General features: G+C 66.4%; 15 protein-coding genes. 14 read left to right on the forward strand and 1 reads right to left on the reverse strand.

Going from position 1 to position 17,463, the window contains the following annotated elements:
• Positions 1-602 (forward strand): substrate-binding domain-containing protein (locus tag EPO55_RS16710; protein WP_296338150.1); only part of this gene is annotated, 602 nt, incomplete at its 5' end.
• A 265-nt stretch (positions 603-867) separates the two neighbouring features.
• On the opposite strand, the gene EPO55_RS16715 is transcribed toward EPO55_RS16710, so the two are convergent.
• Positions 868-1,986 (reverse strand): mandelate racemase/muconate lactonizing enzyme family protein, encoded by a 1,119-nt coding sequence (locus tag EPO55_RS16715; protein ID WP_296338151.1) that lies wholly within the window; start codon positions 1,984-1,986, stop codon positions 868-870.
• A 44-nt stretch (positions 1,987-2,030) separates the two neighbouring features.
• Between EPO55_RS16715 and cimA the strand changes: the two genes are divergently transcribed.
• From cimA to EPO55_RS16780, 13 genes are all read left to right on the forward strand, one after another.
• Positions 2,031-3,638 (forward strand): citramalate synthase, encoded by a 1,608-nt coding sequence (gene cimA, locus EPO55_RS16720; RefSeq protein ID WP_296338152.1) that lies wholly within the window; start codon positions 2,031-2,033, stop codon positions 3,636-3,638.
• Positions 3,639-3,816: 178 nt separating this feature from the next.
• Positions 3,817-4,893 carry an HlyD family secretion protein gene (locus EPO55_RS16725; RefSeq protein WP_296338154.1) on the forward strand — a complete coding sequence of 359 codons (1,077 nt, stop codon included), beginning with the start codon at positions 3,817-3,819 and terminating at the stop codon, positions 4,891-4,893.
• A 4-nt stretch (positions 4,894-4,897) separates the two neighbouring features.
• Positions 4,898-6,406 carry a DHA2 family efflux MFS transporter permease subunit gene (locus tag EPO55_RS16730; RefSeq protein ID WP_296338156.1) on the forward strand — a complete coding sequence of 503 codons (1,509 nt, stop codon included), beginning with the start codon at positions 4,898-4,900 and terminating at the stop codon, positions 6,404-6,406.
• A 17-nt stretch (positions 6,407-6,423) separates the two neighbouring features.
• Positions 6,424-7,188, forward strand: a complete 765-nt coding sequence (locus EPO55_RS16735; RefSeq protein WP_296338158.1) for an RNA methyltransferase — start codon at positions 6,424-6,426, stop codon at positions 7,186-7,188.
• A gap of 2 nt (positions 7,189-7,190) precedes the next feature.
• Positions 7,191-7,613 carry an OsmC family protein gene (locus tag EPO55_RS16740; protein ID WP_296338159.1) on the forward strand — a complete coding sequence of 141 codons (423 nt, stop codon included), beginning with the start codon at positions 7,191-7,193 and terminating at the stop codon, positions 7,611-7,613.
• 189 nt (positions 7,614-7,802) lie between these two features.
• Positions 7,803-8,417 carry a 30S ribosomal protein S4 gene (rpsD, locus tag EPO55_RS16745; RefSeq protein WP_296338160.1) on the forward strand — a complete coding sequence of 205 codons (615 nt, stop codon included), beginning with the start codon at positions 7,803-7,805 and terminating at the stop codon, positions 8,415-8,417.
• A 148-nt stretch (positions 8,418-8,565) separates the two neighbouring features.
• Positions 8,566-9,804, forward strand: coding sequence for an efflux RND transporter periplasmic adaptor subunit (locus EPO55_RS16750; RefSeq protein WP_296338161.1), 1,239 nt, complete (start codon positions 8,566-8,568; stop codon positions 9,802-9,804).
• Between the two features lie 18 nt (positions 9,805-9,822).
• Positions 9,823-12,948, forward strand: a complete 3,126-nt coding sequence (locus EPO55_RS16755; protein WP_296338162.1) for an efflux RND transporter permease subunit — start codon at positions 9,823-9,825, stop codon at positions 12,946-12,948.
• A gap of 28 nt (positions 12,949-12,976) precedes the next feature.
• A complete protein-coding gene (locus EPO55_RS16760) occupies positions 12,977-14,152 on the forward strand; it encodes an amidase (RefSeq protein ID WP_296338163.1) in 1,176 nt (391 codons plus the stop codon).
• Positions 14,149-14,553 carry an AtzH-like domain-containing protein gene (locus EPO55_RS16765; RefSeq protein WP_296338164.1) on the forward strand — a complete coding sequence of 135 codons (405 nt, stop codon included), beginning with the start codon at positions 14,149-14,151 and terminating at the stop codon, positions 14,551-14,553. Before EPO55_RS16760 ends, EPO55_RS16765 begins: the two co-directional genes overlap by 4 nt.
• 8 nt (positions 14,554-14,561) lie before the next feature.
• The gene (locus EPO55_RS16770; protein WP_296338165.1) at positions 14,562-15,599 is read left to right on the forward strand and encodes an amidohydrolase family protein; all 1,038 of its coding nucleotides are present in this window, start codon (positions 14,562-14,564) and stop codon (positions 15,597-15,599) included.
• Positions 15,600-15,777: 178 nt separating this feature from the next.
• Positions 15,778-16,827: a TRAP transporter substrate-binding protein gene (locus EPO55_RS16775; RefSeq protein ID WP_296338167.1), complete on the forward strand. Its 1,050-nt coding sequence runs from the start codon at positions 15,778-15,780 to the stop codon at positions 16,825-16,827.
• A 67-nt stretch (positions 16,828-16,894) separates the two neighbouring features.
• Positions 16,895-17,455, forward strand: a complete 561-nt coding sequence (locus EPO55_RS16780; protein ID WP_296338168.1) for a TRAP transporter small permease subunit — start codon at positions 16,895-16,897, stop codon at positions 17,453-17,455.
• Positions 17,456-17,463: the final 8 nt, after the last annotated feature.

The raw sequence follows: 17,463 nt of genomic DNA on the forward strand, positions 1-17,463 counted from the left end.
TCAAGGCCAGCCCCTCGGTTCGCCTGGAGCTGCTGGAACGCGAATGGACGGCGGCGCTCTCGATGCTGATGACGGATCGGGTCGATTTTGCCGTCCTCGACATCATCGCCTTGCGCGGCGTGCCGTCGCTGCGCGTCGAGCCGCTCGGCAAGCTGGAAGGGGTCTATTACTGCCGTGCCGGCCACCCGCTGCTGAAGAAGAAGGCGCTGCGGCCGGAGGATGTGCGGCCCTATCCCTTCGTCTTCTCCAGCATGTCGCGCGAGAAAGTCGCGCTGGTCGAGGATATCGATTCCGGCTTCACCGTGGATCCGGTGACGGGCGATATCCTGCCGTCGATCGCCGTCTCGTCGTTTCGCCTCGGCATGGAGATCGTGTCTGGCACCGACGCCATCAGCCTCGGCCATCTGAGCCAGATCGAGGACGAAATAGCCGCCGGTCGTCTGGCGCTTCTCGATCTGCCGTGGCGGAGCAGGCCGCCGGTCGCCGAGATGGGTGTTGCCTACAAGCGCGAGCGCACGCTGCCGCCGGCGGCGCGCACTTTCATCAACTTCATCCGCAAGCGCATGCGGACCGTCGAGCGGGCCAGACCGGTCGCCTCTTGACGAGATAGGATTTTTTATCCTATAAATCCGGCCGATGATCGGCCGGACCCCTTCCTTTGCCTGCGTTCCAGTCGCGCAGAATATCAACGAAAAAAGAGGAAAGTCGATCTCCGGAATGTCCGCTTCCGGCGGACATCTCGCGACTCCGATAGGATCGGAAAAGATCAGACGGCAGAAGGGCTTGGGCCTTGTCCAGCGCGACAGCGCGGAGCACGAAGTGAGTTTCCTTTCTGTCCGCCCTCCACCGGACTCGAAGCGGGCGGCTTCAGCCCTTGATCCGCTGCCCGCCGATCCTGAAGTCCTTCAGGATCTCGGGCCGGAAGGCGAGGCCGTGGCCCGGCCGTTCGGGCGGCGACATCATGCCGGTCTTCGACGGCAGCACCGGTTCGATCCAGAGGTCGTCGTTCCAGGTCATGTATTCGAGATAGTTGGCGTTGGGGATCGAGGCCATCACATGGACCATCGTCTCGTGGAAGAGATGCGGAGCGATGCGGATGCCCCAGGGTTCGGCTGCCGCCGCGATCTTGCGCAGTTCGCTGTAGCCGCCGCGCATCGGGTCGGGCTGCAGGATCGGCGTGCTCGGGTGCTCGAAGAAGGGCCGGAGGTCGTTGCGGCCATAATGGCTCTCGCCGCCGACGATGCGGGTCTTCAAGGCGGCCGCGATGCGCCGGTAGCCGGCGAAGTCCTCGGCCACCACCGGCTCCTCCAGCCAGTAGGGGTCGAACTCGTCGATGCGGTGGCCGGCCTGGATGGCGGTGTCGGCGTCCCAGCCCATGTTGACGTCGATCATGATCTCGATGCCGCCGCCCATCGCCTCGCGCATCGCCTTCACGTTCTCGACGTCCTCGCGCCACGGCCTGATGTGCGCGACCTGCATCTTGATCGCCTTCAGGCCCTGCGCGGTGAACTCCTTGGCGCGGGCGATCATGCCGTCGCGGCCGAGGCCGCGGAACACGCCGGAGCCGTAGGCCGGGATCTCGGTACGGGCGGCGCCCCAAAGCCTGAACAGGGGCAGGCCGGCACGCTTGCCGACGATGTCCCACAGCGCCATGTCGACGGCGCTCTGCGCGAACACCGTGACACCCATGCGGCCCAGCCAGAAGTTGCTCTTGTAGAGCGCCTGCCAGATCGCCTCGATTTCCGTCGCATCGCGGCCGATCACATGGGGCGCAATGAGCTCCTTCATGCAGGCGTCGAGGGTATGGAGCCCGCCGCGCAGCGGCATCAGGTAGCTCATGCCGACGAGCCCGCCCTGGGTCTCGATCTCGAGCACGAAGATGTCGCGCTTGGTCTCGATCTTCAGCCCGGCCGCCGGCGGCTTGCCGTGCCAGGGCACCTCCAGAAGGGTCGTGCGCAGCTCGGTGATGGTCGTGGCCGTGGTCATAAGGCGTATCTCCCGCTTCTTTCGCCCACTATGATGCGGCCCGCATGAGCCAGTCCAACCGCATCTATCTCTTCGACACCACCCTGCGAGACGGGGCCCAGACCCAGGGCGTGGATTTCACCGTGGCCGACAAGGTCACGATCGCGCGCGAGCTCGACCTGCTCGGCATCGACTACATCGAGGGCGGCTGGCCGGGCGCCAACCCGACCGACGATCGCTTCTTCGCCGATCCGCCGGAATTCAAGAACGCCAAGTTCACGGCCTTCGGCATGACGCGGCGCGCCGGCCGCAGCGCCGCCAACGATCCCGGCCTCGCCGCCATCCTGGCGACCAAGGCGCGCAACGTCTGCATGGTCGGCAAGACCTGGGATTTCCATGTCGACGTGGCGCTGGAAGTCGATCGCGGCGAGTACCTCGGGATGATCGGCGATTCGCTGGCCTATGCGAAGACGCGCATGGAAGAGGTGATGTTCGACGCCGAGCATTTCTTCGACGGTTTCAAGGCCAACCCCGACTATGCGATGGCCTGCCTCGCCGCAGCAGAGAAGGCGGGCGCCCGCTGGCTGGTGCTGTGCGACACCAACGGCGGGACACTGCCGCACGAGATCGAACGCATCGTCGGCGAAGTCGTGAAGAAGATTCCCGGCGAGCGCCTCGGCATCCACACCCACAACGACACCGAGAACGCTGTCGCCAACACGCTGGCGGCCGTGCGCGCCGGCGTGCGCCAGGTCCAGGGCACCATCAATGGCCTCGGCGAACGCTGCGGCAACGCCAACATGATCGCCCTCATTCCCAACCTCGTGCTCAAGATGGGCTTCGACACTGGGCTGAAAGAGGGCGCGCTGCAGCGGCTGACGCATCTGTCGCGCCTGCTCGACGACCGGTTGAACGTCACGCCCAACCGAAGTGCGGCCTACGTCGGCACCCGCGCCTTCGCGCACAAGGGCGGCCTGCATGTCTCGGCGGTCGAGAAGGATCCCAGGACCTACGAGCACATCGACCCGGAACTCGTCGGCAACCAGCGCATCATCGTGGTCAGCGACCAGGCCGGCCGCTCCAACATCATGGCGCGCTTCCGCCAGATCGGGCTCGAGGTCGATCCGAAGGATCCGGGCGTCGCCCGGCTGCTCGAGATCGTCAAGGAGCGCGAGGCCGAGGGCTATGCCTATGACGGCGCCGACGCCTCGTTCGAACTTTTGGCGCGCCACGAGCTGCATACCGTGCCCGACTACTTCGCCCTGCAGAGCTTCCGCGTGCTGGCCGAGCGGCGGGTCAATGCCCGCGGCGTGCTGGTCGCCCTCTCCGAGGCCACGGTGAAGCTCGACATCGCCGGCCGGCGGGCGATGGAAGTGGGCGAGGGCAACGGCCCCGTGAACGCCCTCGATGCTGCGCTGCGGAAGGCATTGCTGCCGATCTATCCCGAACTCGAGGACATGCGGCTGGTCGACTTCAAGGTGAGGATCCTCGACTCGGCCGGCGGTACAGCCGCCACCACCCGCGTCATGATCGAGAGTGCCGATGCAAAGGGGCGGCGCTGGAGCACCATCGGCGTGTCGCCCAACATCGTCGACGCCTCGTACAACGCCCTCTACGACGCCATCACCTACAAGCTGTTCCGCGACGGTGCCCGGCCGGCGCAGCCGGCATAGAAGTTTGGCCGGCGCAGCCGGCATAGCAAGACTCCCGGCGGCGCCCGCCTAGCAGCCATGCCCCGTGCGCCAGTTGACCTGCGATAGGGCGGGGCAGACCATATCTGGCGTGCGAGACGGAGAGCATCTGGACACCCAGAACCCGCCCATCGCGGCGGCCGTAACGCGGCGGCCGCGCGTGGCTGGACGCGTCCTTGCCCGTGCCGTCATGTGGTTGCTGCCGCTGTTCGTCCTCGCCGTGACGCTGTTCGTCTGGCTGTCGTCGGGGCGCACCATCACGACCGACAATGCCTATGTGAAGGGCGACCGCGCCCAGATCGCCACCGAACTCAGCGGCATCATCGTCGAGGTGCCGGTGAAGGAGAACCAGGCGGTCTCGCGCGGCCAGCTCCTGTTCAAGCTCGACGACCAGTCCTATCGCCTGTCGCTCGTCAGGCTCGAGGCCGAGATCGAGTCGGCGCGCGCCGAGATCCGCGGCCTGCGCGCGCAATGGCGCGTCAAACGCGAGGAGATCAAGGCCGCGCTCAGCCAGCAGACCTATGCCGAGGCGGAGTTCGAGCGCCAGGCGGGGCTGGCCGAGAAGAAGATCGCCTCGACCCAGAAGCTCGAGGAGGCGCGCCTCGCGCTCGACGTGGCGCGCCAGCGTATCTCGGCGGCGCAGGAGGACCTGACCCGCATCGAGGCGGCGCTGGCCGGTGATCGCAGGATCCGCACCGACGATCATCCCAAGGTCAGGCAGATGATGGCGGCGCGCGACGAGGCGCTGCTGCAGCTTCGCCGTACCACCATCGAGGCGCCGCTCGACGGCATCGTCGCCAAGCGGCCGGTGCCGGGCAGCTACGCCACTGCCGGCGTGCCGGTGATGATCGTCGTCGCCGACACCGACCTCTGGATCGAGGCCAACTTCAAGGAGACCGAGCTCACGCGCGTGCGGCCGGGCCAGAAGGCCGCGATCCACGTCGACACCTATCCCGATGCCGAGTGCACCGGCACGGTGGCGAGCATCTCGCAGGCGACCGGCGCGGAGTTTGCCGTGCTGCCGCCGCAGAACGCCAGTGGCAACTGGGTGAAGGTGGTCCAGCGCATTCCGGTCAGGATCGCCGTCACCTGCCGCGACGGCGACCCGCCGCTTCGGGTCGGCATGAGCACGACGGTCGAGATCGATACCGGTCACAGCCGCTCGCTGGGCGGGCTCCTGGCCGCGCTCGGCAGGTCGCTCGGCCTGTCGAGCGCCTCGGCCACCGCCAAGCCCTGAGGCAATGGCGCCGGCCACCGATCCGGCGTTGCTGCGCCGCCGCCGCCTGATCACCTTCACGGTGATGGCCGCCACCATCATGCATGCGCTCGACGGCACCATCGCCAACGTGGCGCTACCGTCGATCCAGGGTTCGCTGTCGGCCACCCAGGAGCAGGTCTCGTGGGTGGTCACGTCCTACATCGTGGCGTCCGCCATCATGACGCCGCTCGCCGGCTTCTGCGCCATGCGCTTTGGCCTCCGCCGCACGCTCGCGACCTGCGTGGTCGGCTTCACGATCGTTTCGATGCTGTGCGGCGCGGCGCAGTCGCTCGACCAGCTCGTGCTGTTCCGCGCCCTGCAGGGCGGCTTCGGAGCGGCACTGGTGCCGGTGTCGCAGGCCATCATGATGGACACCTATCCGCGCGAGGAGCAGGGCAAGGCGATGGCGATGTGGGGCGTCGGCACCATGCTGGGCCCGATCGCCGGCCCGTCGCTGGGCGGCTGGCTGACCGACGAATTCACCTGGCGCTGGGTGTTCTACGTCAACCTGCCGGTCGGCATCCTCTGCACGCTCGGCATCCTCGCGCTGGTGCGCGACAGCGTCCACGACCGGCCCCGGCGCTTCGACCTGCTGGGCTTCACGCTGCTGGCCGTGGCCATCGGCTCGTTCCAGCTCATGCTCGATCGCGGCCACATGCTCGACTGGTACGACTCGGTCGAGATCATCGGCGAGACGCTGGTGGCGGGCGTGGCCTTCGCGATGTTCCTGATCCACATGATGACAGACCGCCAGCCGTTCCTGTCGCGCGACCTGTTTCGCGACCGCAACCTCTCGGTCGGCCTCATCTTCACGGCACTCGCCGGTCTCGTGCTGATCGTCTCGGCGACCCTGATGCCGCCCTTCCTGCAACAGCTCATGGGCTATCCGGTCTTCACCACCGGCGTCGTGCTGGCGCCGCGCGGCGCCGGTATGATGGTGTCGATGATGCTGGTGTCGCGCCTGATCGGGCGCATCGATTCGCGCCTGCTGATCGCCCTCGGTTTCGGGCTTTGCGCACTGTCCTTGTGGGACATGACGCTGTTCAACCTGAACGTCAGCGAGAGCCACATTGTCTGGAACGGCGTGCTGCTGGGCTTCGGGCTCGGTCTGGTGTTCCCGCCGCTCACCGTGCTCACCTTCGCCACCCTGCCGGCCCGGCTGCGCACCGAGGGCGCCGCGATCAACGCACTGCTGCGCAATCTCGGTGCCAGCGTCGGCATCGCCGTGCTGGTGTCGATGCTGGCCAGCAACACGCAGCAGAACCGCGCCGACATCGTCGAGAAGTTCACGCCTTTCCATCCCGGCTGGCCGCTCGGCCGCGGCCTGCCGGGCGCCGACCCGGCGCTGCTTGCCGTCTGGGACGCCGAGATCAACCGTCAGGCAGCGCTGATCGGCTATCTCAACGATTTCCGGGTCATGATGATCTGTTCGCTGGTCCTCATCCCGCTGCTGTTCCTGATGCGGCGCCCGGCCCTTATCGTAACGCGCTAACCACGTTATACGGCGGCATGGGACGAGCTTCGAAGGGCCGCGCGACCGCCATCACCGCGCCCGTGATCATCCTGGTGCGGCCGCAGCTGGGCGAGAACATCGGCATGGCGGCGCGCGCGATGCTGAATTGCGGCCTCTCGACCCTGCGCCTGGTGAGCCCGCGCGACGGCTGGCCGAACGACAGGGCGCAGCGCGCTGCCTCGGGCGCCGACGTCGTGCTGGAGGGGGCCGAGGTCTTCGACACGGTGCAGGCCGCGGTGGCCGACCTCGAACGGGTGGTCGCGACCACGGCGCGCAACCGCGAACTCAGCCAGCGCATCCTGACGCCCAGGCGTGCTGCCCTCGAGATGCGCGGCTGGCTCGGGCAGGGCGAGCGCGTCGGAATCCTGTTCGGACCCGAGCGCACCGGACTCGAGAACGACGACATGGTCCATGCCGACACCGCGCTCTCGATCCCGCTCAATCCGCAATTCTCCTCGCTCAACATCGCCCAGGCCGTGCTGCTGGTCGCCTACGAATGGGCGACCGCCGGCGACACCACGCCGGTCTCGCGCATGGCCGAGCACGCGACGCGGCCCGCGACCAAGGAGGAGCTGCAGAACCTGTTCGACCATCTCGAGCGCGCGCTCGACCAGTCGGGTTTTCTGCGCAACAAGGACATGCGGCCCTCGATGGTGCTCAATCTCAAGGCGCTGCTGCAGCGCGCCGAGATGACGGAGCAGGAGGCGCGCACCTTCCACGGCGTCATCAAATTTCTCTCCAAGAACAAGCACGAGGAATAGCCATGTCCACCACCGCCAAGATTTCCTGGGTCGACGGCGCGCTGTTCGTCGCCGAGGCGGGCAGCGGCCACACCATCACCATGGACGGCTCGCCCGACGTCGGCGGCCGCAACCTCGCCGCGCGGCCGATGGAGGTGGTGCTGATGGGCATGGGCGGCTGCACCGCCATCGACGTCGTCTCGATGCTGAAGAAGCAGCGCCAGGACATCGAAGGGGTGGAGGTGTCGCTGGTCGCCGAACGGGCCGACGACCATCCCAAGGTCTTTACCTCGGTGAAGCTCGTCTACACGGTCCGCGGCCGGAAATTGAACAAGGCGCTGGTCGAACGGGCGGTCAGCCTGTCCGACGAGAAGTACTGCTCGGCCACGGCCATGGTGAAGAAGTCGGCCAACGTTACGCATGAGGTGGTGCTGGTTGAGATCTAAGCCTTTGATATTGCAGCAGGAACGCGTGCTTGACTGGCCTGCTTTCGCCAGTATGTTCCGCCCTTCTTCCGGAGAACGTGGTTGCGCGCCGTTTGGGCCTGCATCCCGCCCCAGCACATGCTGGATCAAGGCCTATCCGGACAACAGCGCGTCACCGCAAAGCGGGGCGCAAAACCGACGGAGTGCTGCGTGAGCAAGCGCGCGAATTCGAAGTACAAGATCGACCGCCGCCTCAGGGTCAACCTGTGGGGCCGTCCCAAGAGCCCGATCAACAAGCGCGAGTACGGTCCCGGCCAGCATGGCCAGGGTCGCACCAAGCCGACCGACTATCGCCTGCAGTTGATGGCGAAGCAGCGGCTCAAGGGCTACTACGGCTCGGTCGGCGAGCGTCAGCTCCGCCGCTATTATCTCGAGGCCGTGCGCCGCAAGGGTGACACCGGCGAGAACCTGGTCGAGTTGCTCGAGCGCCGGCTGGACGCGGTCATCTACCGCATGAAGTTCGCCATCACCGTGTTCGCCTCGCGCCAGCTCGTGAGCCATGGCCACGTCAAGGTGAACGGCCGCCGCGTCAACATCGCGTCGTACCTGGTGAAGGACAACGACGTGATCGAGCTGACCTCGAAGGCCAAGGAAATGGCCCGCGTCATCGAGGCCACGCAGACCGCCGAGCGCGACGTGCCGGAGTATGTCACGGCCGACCATCAGGCCATGAAGGGCACCTACGTCCGCGGCCCGAAGCTGGCCGACGTGCCCTATCCGGTCCAGATGGAGCCGTCGCTGGTCGTCGAGTACTACAGCCGCTAACGGGGCTTTACCGCCAAACACTGTGAAAACCCGCCCTTTGTGGCGGGTTTTTTGCGTGGAATCCTCGGTCTTGCCACGGTTGTGACTGTCCGGCGGGGGGAAGCTGGGCCTATAATTCCGTGGGGCTTGGGGTTTGGAGACTACGGGTATGCGGATGGTCCGTCTGGTGGTCTTGGCTACGGTCGCGGTCGTAGTCTGCGGGACTGCCTATGTTTATCGCAATGACGTGGCCCAGCGCCTGGGGTTTGGCACATCGGCGAAAGCCGCCGAGCAGGCCCAGGCCAGCAGCCCGGCCGGCATGGCGCAACCGCAGGGCCGGCGTGGCCGTGCCAATCCCGGTGGGCCGGTCCCGGTCGTGGTCGCCAAGATCGCCCAGAAGCCGATGCCGGTCATCGTCGATGCGGTCGGCACCGTGCAGGCGATCGCCTCCATCCAGATCAAGCCGCGCATCGACAGCCAGATCATGAAGGTCCATGTCGAGGAGGGCGCGCTGGTCAAGGAAGGCGACCTGCTGTTCGAACTCGATTCCCGCACGCTCAAGGCCCAGCTCGGCCAGATCGAGGCCCAGATCCGCAAGGACCAGGCGCAGCTCGTCCAGGCCCGGCGCGACCATCAGCGTTATGAGGATCTGCTGTCGAAGAACGCCGGCACCGTGGTGCAGCGTGACAACGCTCACACATCGGTCAAGGCGGCCGAAGCCCAACTCGAGGCCGACGAGGCGGCCAAGGCGAGCGTCACGACGCTGCTCACCTACACCGAGATCCGTGCACCGGTGTCGGGCCGAATCGGCTCGATTGCGAGCAAGGCGGGTGCGGTCGTCCGGGTCGGCGACAATTCGCTCGCCAGCACGCTGGCAACCATCAACCAGGTCGACCCGATCTTCGTCTCCTTCGCGATCCCGCAGGTGCTCTTGCCCGACCTGCGCGCCGCCATGGCCAAGGGCCCGGTCAAGGTCACCGCGATCGTCGGCGAGGCCAAGAAGCAATCCGGCGCGATGGCGTTCATCGAAAACACCGTCGATCCCAACACCGGCACGGTGACCGCCAAGGCGCGTATCGCCAATGCCAACGAGCTTCTCTGGCCCGGCCAGTTCGTCAGGGTCGAGGTCATCCTCGGCATTGAGCCGGAGGCGGTCGCGGTTCCGTCGGCAGCCGTCCAGCTTTCGCCGCTGGGGGCCTACGTGTTCGTCGTCAAGGATGGGGTCGCGGAGGTCCGGCAGGTTGTCGTCAGCCGTACCCAGAGCGGCGAGTCGGTGATCGGCAAGGGCCTCGCCGATGGTGAGTCCGTCGTGGTCGACGGCCAGCTTCGGCTGGTCAACGGTGCTGCGGTCGCCGTGCGCCCGCCGCCGGCCGAGGTGGCCAAGCCCCCGGCGCCGCCGCGCGGCTGATCGGCACGGAGACCGGATATGAATCTGTCAGAACTCTGTATCCGCCGGCCGGTGATGACCATCCTGGTCATGGCGTCGTTCGTCATCGCCGGCATGTTCGCCTACAAGCAGCTCCCCGTCGCCGCGATCCCGCGCGTCGAATTTCCGACCATCCAGGTGACGGCCCAGCTTCCCGGGGCCAGCCCCGAGACGATGGCGGCGTCGGTGGCATCGATCCTGGAGCGCCAGTTCTCGACCATCGCCGGCGTGACGACGATGACCTCGACCTCTTCGCTCGGCAACACATCGATCGTCCTGCAGTTCGACCTCAACCGGAGCATCGACGGCGCCGCGCTCGACGTGCAGTCGGCGATCTCCTCGGCGATGCGGCGGCTGCCGCCGGAAATGACGACGCCGCCCAGCTTCCGCAAGGTCAATCCGGCCGACTGGGCGGTGATGTTCCTGGCACTGCGCTCCTCCCAGGTGCGGCTGTCGGACATCGACGCCTTCGCCAACCGGGCGATCCTGCCGCGCGTCTCGACCCTGCCCGGCGTCGCCCAGGTCCTGATCTTCGGTTCGCAGAAGTTCGCCGTGCGCGTGCGGGCCGATCTCGACCAGCTGGCGGTCCGCGGCCTCACCATGCAGGAGCTGCAGAACGCCGTCGTCAACGCCAACTCGAGCAAGCCGGTCGGCTCGATCGCCGACCAGAAACAGAACGCCATCCTCGACGCCACCGGACCGATCAACAAGGCGGCCGACTACATGCCGGTGATCGTGAGCTGGCAGAACGGTGCACCGGTGCGCCTGTCCGACGTCGCCACCGCCGTCGACAGCGTCGAGAACGACAAGGTCGCGAGCTGGCTCGATGGCACGCGCGCCATCATCATGGGCGTCTACCGGCAGCCCGACGCCAACACCGTCGAGGTCGTCGACCGGGTCAAGGCGATCCTGCCGCAAATCCAGGCCGAGCTGCCGCCGGGCGTCGAAGTCCGGTTGCTTGCCGACCGCTCCAAGTCGATCCGCGACGCCGTCGAAGATGTCGAATTCACGCTCGTCCTCGCCGCCGTCCTGGTGATCATCGCGATCTATTTCTTCCTGCGCAGCTTCAGGGCCACCCTCATTCCAGCGGTCGCGCTGCCGATCTCGATCATCGGCACCTTCGCCGGCATGTACGTTCTCGGCCACTCGATCGACAACATCTCGCTACTGGCATTGACGCTGGCGGTCGGCTTCGTCGTCGACGACGCCATCGTCATGCTCGAGAACATCGTGCGCCACATCGAGGCCGGCGAGAAACCGATGGAGGCCGCCTTCAAGGGCTCCAAGGAGGTCGGCTTCACCATCATTTCGATGACGCTGTCGCTGGTCGCCGTGTTCATTCCGGTGCTGTTCATGGGCGGCGTGGTCGGCCGCATGTTCAACGAATTCGGCCTCGTCATCAGCATGGCGATCCTGATCTCCGGCCTGGTGTCGCTGACGCTGACGCCGATGCTGTGCTCGCGCATGCTGAAGCCGATCGACCACCACGAGAAGCACAACTTCCTGCTCAGGCTCTTCGAGTGGAGTTTCAAGAAGGTCACCGACGGTTACGCCTGGGCGCTGAAGCGCACCGTCAGAATGCCGCGCATCGTCCTTGCCTTCACGCTCGGCACCTTCGTTGTGACCGCGATCCTGTTCCAGGCGGTGCCCAAGGGCTTCTTTCCGTCCGAGGATATCGGCCAGATCACCGGTTCGACGGTCGGCCCCGACGATGCCTCGTTCGACGCCATGGTCGCGCGCCAGACGGCTCTGGCCGAGGTCATCCGGCGCGATCCCGATGTCGCTTCGGTCGTGTCGACGGTCGGTGGCGGCAACGCCGCGGCAACGGTCACGTCGGGGCGCATGTTCATCATGCTGCGCGACAAGCCCGAACGGAAGGACAGCGCCCAGCAGGTGATCGCCCGCTTGCGCCGCGCCACGGCCACGGTGCCCGGCATCAACATCTTTTTCCAGGCGGTGCAGTCGATCAACATCGGCACGACCCAGACGCGGGCGCAGTACCAGTTCGGCATGCGCTCGAGCGATCTCGCGCTCCTGCGTGAATACGCGCCGCGGATGGAAGCCGCGATGCGTCGCATCCCCAGCATCCTCGACGTCAACACCGACCTGCAGGTCCGCGCCCGCTCGGCGCTGATCGAGATCGACCGCGACATCGCTTCCCGGCTCGGCATCTCGGTCGATCAGATTCGGCTGCTGCTCTATTCGGCTTTCGGCTCGCGTCAGGTGTCGACGATCTACGCCTCCGACGACACCTATCAGGTCATCCTCGAGGCCGATCCGAAGTACGCCGATGCCAGCGACATCCTGCGCCGCCTGCAGGTGCGCACGCCCAACGGCAGTCTGGTGCCGCTCGATACGCTGGCCAAGCGCATCGACAAGCCGACGGCACTCACCGTCAACCACATCGCCCAGCTTCCCTCGGTGATCGTCTCGTTCAATCTGGCGCCGGGCATTGCGCTCGGCCAGGCGGTCGCCGACATCCAGGCGGCGGCGGCCGAAGTCGGCCTGCCGGCCAGCGTCGCCACCAGCTTCGAGGGCAGCGCCCAGGTCTTCCAGCAGGCGGTCGCCAACCAGGGGCTGCTGCTGTTTGCCGCCGTGCTGGTGATCTACATCATCCTCGGCATTCTCTATGAGAACTTCATCCACCCGCTCACCATCCTGTCCGGCCTGCCGTCGGCAGGCATCGGCGCGCTGGCGACGCTGATGCTGTTCGGCATGGACCTCAGCGTCATCGCCATGATCGGCGTCGTCATGCTGATCGGCATCGTCAAGAAGAACGCCATCATGATGGTCGACTTCGCCATCGAACGGCGCTCGCAGGGCGCGTCGGCCGAGGTCGCCATCGTCGAGGCCGCACAGCTGCGCTTCCGTCCGATCATGATGACCACCGTGTGCGCGCTGCTCGGTGCACTGCCGATCGCCCTCGGCAGCGGTGCCGGCGCCGAACTGCGCCAGCCGCTCGGCATCACGGTGGTTGGCGGCCTGCTGGTGTCGCAGCTGCTCACGCTGTTCATCACGCCGGTGGTCTATATCTGGTTCGACCGCCTGACCGGCATGCGCTTCAGCCCGGGCTGGGCCAGGCGCTGGCGCACCAGGGGCCGGGTGCCTGCCGCGCCGGCCGAATAGTTCCCCTTCCGACAAGAGAGCAGCTTCCATGACCGACGATATCGGCGCGTTCGTGCCGGGCCCGCGTGTCCGCATCGAGGGACGCGCCGGCGGGCCGCTCGGCGGTCTCACCTTCGCCGCCAAGGATCTGTTCGACGTCGCGGGCGTCGTGACGGGTGGCGGCAACCACGACTGGCCGACCGGCCGGCCCATCCCGAAGAAGAACGCGTGGGCGGTGCAGACCCTGCTCGATGCCGGCGCGACGCTGATCGGCAAGACCATCACCGACGAAGTCTCGCTCGGCATCCTGGGCGAGAACGCCTTCGACGGCACGCCGGTCAACGTCCGGGCACCGGGCCGTGTGCCGGGCGGCTCCTCGTCCGGCTCGGCGGCCGCGGTCGCGGCAGGGATCTGCGATACTGCGCTCGGCACCGATACCGGCGGCTCGGTGCGGGTGCCCGCGAGCTTCTGCGGCCTCTACGGCATCCGCCCGACGCACGGACGGATCGACGTCACCGGCATGCTGCCCCAGGCACCGACCTCTGACACCACGGGCTGGTTCGCCCGCGACGCCGCGACCTTCGCCAGGGTGTCGTCGGCATTGTTGAGCGAGGCGATTCCAACAGCGCTGCCGACCAAACTGATCGTGGCGGTGGACACCTTCGGTTTTGCCGATGCCAACGTCGCCGAAGCCCTGCAGCCGACGGTGAAGCGCCTCGGCGCGCTCATCGGCGACAGCCGCGAGGAGATCATGGCGCCGCAGGGCCTCTCGGTGTGGGCGCGGGCGCAGCGCAGCCTGCAGCCCGTCGAGGCCTATGCCACGTTCAAGGACTGGCTCGACAAGGGCAATCCACGCTTCGCCTTCTCGGTCGCCAAGGCGCTGGTGATGGGCTCGATGATCCCCGAGAGCGAGCGCGTGTGGGCCAACCTGATGCGTCAGGAAGCGCGCAGCCGCATGAAGTACCTGCTGCCGGCCGGCACCATCCTCTGCCTGCCGACCACGCCGTTCCCGGCGCCGCTCTGCGGCCAACCGCTCTCCGTGCTCGATCCGTTGCGCGACCGCATCACCTGCCTCTGCGCACAGGGCGGCCTCGCCGGCCATCCGCAGGTCAACATTCCAGGTGCGACGGTCGATGGCCTGCCGATCGGGCTCTCGATCATCGGACCGCGCGGCAGCGACGCCACGCTGGTCGCCGTGGCCCGGGCTCTGGACAAGACGGCGTGAGCGATCGCACGCCCAACATTCCCGAAGTTGTCGAGGAAGTCCGTCAGCTCTTCGAGCGCTACGAGCAGGCCCTGATCGACAAGAACGTCGAGGTGCTCGACACCACCTTCTGGAACAGCCCGTACGCCATCCGTCTGGCGAACCACGAGCACGGCTACGGCTTTGACCGCATCCACGCCCATCGCGTGGCGCGCGTGCCGGGCCCCGGCACCAAGGAGAAGCGCCTGCGCCTCGATATCGTGACCGTGGGCCGCGGCATCGCCACCGTCACGTTGGTCTACAAGGTGCGCGGCCGGGAGATGACCGGCCGGCAGATGCAGACCTGGGTGCGCTTCCCCGATGCAGGCTGGAAAGTCATCGCCGCCCATGTCTCTATGATCGGGGAAACGCCCGTATTGTAGAGGCCGCAATGACTGAACAAGCACCGCAGCTCGGCAACGTGATGACTCCCGACGCGGCCTGGGTCGCCAAGGTGAGCGAACCCGCCCTCGAACCCGACTTGCCCATCGTCGATCCGCACCATCATTTGTGGCAGCGCGCCGGCAACGACTACCTGTTCCACGACCTGCTTGCCGACACCCGGACCGGCCACAACATCGTCGCCACCGTCTTCGTCGATTGCCACTCGATGTACCGCAAGGGCGGCCCGGCCGAGTTGCGCTGCACCGGCGAGACCGAGTTCGCCAATGGCGTCGCCGCCATGAGTGCGAGCGGCCTCTACGGCAATCTGCGCGCCTGCGCCGGCATTGTCGGCCATGTCGACCTGCGCCTGGGCGGCAGGGCGGGCGCCGTGTTCGATGCCCAGATCGCCGCCGGCAACGGCCGCTTCAAGGGCATCCGCCATCAGACCGGCTGGGACGCGGATCCCGGCATCCGCAACTCCCGGACCGATCCGACGCCGGAGCTGACACGCGACAAGACCTGGCGCGCGGGCTTCGCCGAGCTGGCCAGGCGCAACCTCACCTTCGATGCCTGGCTCTATCATCCGCAGCTGGCCGAGATCGCCGAGCTCGCCGATGCCTTTCCCGGCACGACCGTCATTCTCGACCATGTCGGCGGGCCCTTGGGCTACGCCGGATACGCCGGCCGCCATGACGAGGTGAGGGCCGCCTGGCAGAAATCGATGATCGAACTCGCGAAGCGCCAGAACATCGTCGTAAAGGTCGGCGGCCTCGGCATGGCCATGGGCTGGTTCGATTTCTATCAGCGCCCGGCGCCGCCCAGCTCGCAGATGCTGGCCGAGGCCTTCAAGCCCTGGGTCGAGACCTGCATCGAACTGTTCGGTGCAAATCGCTGCATGTTCGAAAGCAATTTCCCGGTCGACAAGATCACATCCGGCTACGGCGTGCTGTGGAATGCCTTCAAGCGTCTGGCATCGGGCGCCTCGGCTTCCGAGAAGACTGCCCTGTTTTCGGGCACCGCGAGCCGCGTGTACCGCCTCGACTGATAGTTGTTTGACATTCCGGGCGCCGGCCGGCAATTTCGTTGTCAGACAACTTTGTTGCATCCGGAATCGGGGCGGCAACCGGCAGGTCGATCAACGGCCGTCGGATCAGGGAGCGAAGGACTAGACCAACGAAGTCGACTGTCTTTCGCCGTGGCTTGGACCTACGGGAGGAAAAAACATGCGCGTGATTGGTAAGTTGGGAGTAATCGCGGCTGCTGCGGCGGTGGCCCTGGGCGCAGGCACGGCCGTCGCCCAGGACAAGAAGGTCCGCATCCAGATGCAGTCGAACTTCGCGTCGACGCTGGCCCTGCTGGGACCGAACGCCAAATACACGGTCGACCAGGTCAACAAATTGTCGGGCGGCAGCATCGACATGAAGTTCTTCGAGCCGGGTGCCCTGGTGCCGCCGGGACAGGCGTTCGACGCGGTCTCGTCGGGTGCGCTCGACGCCGCCTGGGCGACGCCGGGCTTCTGGACCGGCAAGGACATCGCCTTCGCCGTGTACTCGACCGTGCCGTTCGGCCCGGGCCTCGGCGAATACCTCGGCTGGATGAAGGAGGGCGGCGGCGAGAAATTGCTGCAGGCGCTCTACGCCAAGTACAACATCCATTCAGTGATCTGCCATCTGATCCCGCCCGAGGCCTCGGGCTGGTTCCGCAAGGAGATCAAGACTCTCGAGGACCTCAAGGGCCTCAAGATGCGCTTCTTCGGTCTTGGCGCCAACGTCATGCAGAATCTCGGTGTCTCGACCCAGCTCCTGCAGGCCGGTGAAATCTTCCAGGCGCTGCAGCTCGGCACCATCGACGCCACCGAGTTCTCGATGCCGGTGATGGACCTGAGCCTCGGCTTCCACCAGGTGGCGAAGTTCTACTACTTCCCGGGCTGGCATCAGCAGGCGACGTTCGGTGACATGATCATCAACAAGACCAAGTGGGATTCGCTGTCGGCGACGCAGAAGGCCCAGGTCGAGGCGGCCTGCGACCAGACCGTGCTCAAGGGCATCAGCGTCGGCGAAACGGTTCAGGGACCTGCCCTGAAGGAGATCGAGGGCAAGGGCGTCAAGCTGATGACCTGGAGCCCCGAATTCCTCGCCGCCTTCCAGAAGGAATGGGACAAGGTCGCGGCGGAGCAGGCTGCCAAGAGCCCGGAATTCAAGAAGGCCTGGGACTCGCTCAGCAAGTACCGTGCGGATTACTCGCTCTGGAAGGAGCGCGGCTACCTCAAGTAGCCGACGAAAAGGCGTACGCGGCCGCTCCTCGGGGCGGCCGCTTCTTCTTGGGGGGGGAGTTCGCGTAATGCAGGCAATGTTGAATGTGAGTGACGTGATCGATCGCACGTTGCAGCGAGTCGCGCATGCGTTCGGTTGGTTGTTCCTCGTCCTGGTGGTGGTCATTTGCTGGGACGTGCTGACCCGCAAGCTCGGCTTCCAGATTCCCGGCTTTGGCTCGACGCCGATCCAGGAGCTCGAGTGGCACCTTCATGGTGCGCTGTTCCTGTTCTGGCTGGGTTACGCCTATACCCGTGACGTCCATGTCCGCATCGACGTGTTCACCGGCCACAGGACGCCGCGCCAGAAGGCCAAGCTGGAGATCTTCGGCATCCTCTTCTTCGCCATCCCCTATTGCCTGGTGGCCACCTACTACGCCTTCTTCTTCGCCGAAGTGTCGTTCCTGCAGAACGAGCGATCCGACGCGCCGAACGGGCTGGAGTGGCGATGGATCATCAAGTCCTGCCTGTTCCTCGGCCTGCTGCTGCTCGACGTGGCGGTCATCTCGGTCATGTTCCGCAAGCTGGTCATGATCTTCGGTCCTCCCGACCTCGCCGCGCGCGCCTCGACGCCCGTGGTCGGCCAATAGGAGGCGCG

Source organism: Reyranella sp. (assembly GCF_004296935.1).
In the GTDB taxonomy this organism is placed as follows: domain Bacteria; phylum Pseudomonadota; class Alphaproteobacteria; order Reyranellales; family Reyranellaceae; genus Reyranella.

What these genes read in the sequence shown, in the direction of transcription:
- EPO55_RS16715 (WP_296338151.1), bottom strand. Translation starts at nt 1,986, where the DNA reads ATGACCACGGCCACGACCATCACCGAGCTGCGCACGACCCTTCTGGAG.
- cimA (WP_296338152.1), top strand. Translation starts at nt 2,031, where the DNA reads ATGAGCCAGTCCAACCGCATCTATCTCTTCGACACCACCCTGCGAGAC.
- EPO55_RS16730 (WP_296338156.1), top strand. Translation starts at nt 4,898, where the DNA reads ATGGCGCCGGCCACCGATCCGGCGTTGCTGCGCCGCCGCCGCCTGATC.
- EPO55_RS16735 (WP_296338158.1), top strand. Translation starts at nt 6,424, where the DNA reads ATGGGACGAGCTTCGAAGGGCCGCGCGACCGCCATCACCGCGCCCGTG.
- EPO55_RS16740 (WP_296338159.1), top strand. Translation starts at nt 7,191, where the DNA reads ATGTCCACCACCGCCAAGATTTCCTGGGTCGACGGCGCGCTGTTCGTC.
- EPO55_RS16750 (WP_296338161.1), top strand. Translation starts at nt 8,566, where the DNA reads ATGCGGATGGTCCGTCTGGTGGTCTTGGCTACGGTCGCGGTCGTAGTC.
- EPO55_RS16755 (WP_296338162.1), top strand. Translation starts at nt 9,823, where the DNA reads ATGAATCTGTCAGAACTCTGTATCCGCCGGCCGGTGATGACCATCCTG.
- EPO55_RS16760 (WP_296338163.1), top strand. Translation starts at nt 12,977, where the DNA reads ATGACCGACGATATCGGCGCGTTCGTGCCGGGCCCGCGTGTCCGCATC.
- EPO55_RS16770 (WP_296338165.1), top strand. Translation starts at nt 14,562, where the DNA reads ATGACTGAACAAGCACCGCAGCTCGGCAACGTGATGACTCCCGACGCG.
- EPO55_RS16775 (WP_296338167.1), top strand. Translation starts at nt 15,778, where the DNA reads ATGCGCGTGATTGGTAAGTTGGGAGTAATCGCGGCTGCTGCGGCGGTG.
- EPO55_RS16780 (WP_296338168.1), top strand. Translation starts at nt 16,895, where the DNA reads ATGCAGGCAATGTTGAATGTGAGTGACGTGATCGATCGCACGTTGCAG.